Source organism: Vibrio sp. 1078-1, assembly GCF_033340475.1.
Genome location: NZ_JAWOWM010000069.1, coordinates 1 through 1,164, shown reverse-complemented (window position 1 = coordinate 1,164; position 1,164 = coordinate 1). Strand labels below are relative to the sequence as shown.

1 protein-coding gene is annotated in these 1,164 nt (G+C 49.8%); it reads left to right on the top strand.

Annotation, left to right across the window (positions count from 1 at the left end):
• Positions 1-1,030: acetyl-CoA C-acyltransferase FadI (gene fadI / locus R7190_RS25650; protein WP_318137650.1), on the top strand; the 1,030-nt coding region annotated here is incomplete at its 5' end.
• Between the last annotated feature and the right edge of the window lie 134 nt (positions 1,031-1,164).

Below are 1,164 nucleotides of genomic sequence, written 5' to 3'. Positions count from 1 at the left end.
CGTGACGCGTGCGTGTGCGACGAGCTTCCAAGCGGCGGTAAACGTAGCAGAGAGCATCATGGCGGGCACCATTGAAATTGGTATCGCTGGTGGTGCGGATTCATCTTCTGTACTTCCTATCGGAGTGTCCAAAAAACTTGCTGCTAACCTGTTGGCTCTAAGCAAAACCAAAACACTGGGTCGGAAGCTCAATATTCTCAAGAGTCTGAGTTTTAAAGATCTCATGCCTGTTCCGCCAGCCGTCGCGGAATACTCGACGGGTTTGTCGATGGGACAAACGGCAGAGCAAATGGCGAAGACGCACGGTATCTCACGCGCAGAACAAGATGCGCTAGCTCATCGCTCTCATACATTGGCATCCCAAGCTTGGAAAGAAGGCAAAATTCAAGGTGAGGTGATGACCGCTTTTCCTGAACCTTACAAAAAGTGGATTTCTGAAGACAACAACGTTCGTCACGACTCGACGTTAGAGGGCTATGCAAAGTTACGTCCTGCATTTGACCGCCAGTACGGCAGTGTTACCGCAGCAAACAGTACGCCGCTGACTGATGGCGGCGCGGCAGTGATGCTGATGCGCGAAGGTAAAGCGAAAGAGTTGGGCATGGAAATTCTTGGCTACATCCGTGGCTACGCATTCTCAGCGATTGGTGTGGAAAAAGACATGCTGATGGGACCGACCTACGCGACTGCGAAAGTGCTCGAAAACACAGGCTTGGAACTGTCGGATCTGACGCTGATCGATATGCATGAAGCGTTTGCTGCTCAAGCATTGGCAAACGTGAAAATGTTTGCCTCAGATAAGTTTGCTCAAGAAAACCTAGGTCGTTCGAAAGCGATCGGTGAAATCGACATGGATAAATTCAACGTGCTCGGTGGCTCAATTGCTTACGGTCATCCATTCGCGGCGACGGGTGCGCGTATGATGACGCAAACTCTACGTGAACTGAAACGTCGTGGTGGTGGTATTGCATTGAATACCGCTTGTGCTGCGGGTGGTCTTGGCGCAGCAATGATTCTGGAGGTTGAGTAATGAGCGAGCAAAAAGCATTTAGTCTTAACGTTGATGAGCAGAATATTGCATGGTTAGCGATCGACGTACCGAATGAAAAGATGAACACGCTACAGGCGGCTTTTGCTGACGAAATGAAAGAAATTTTTGCTCAG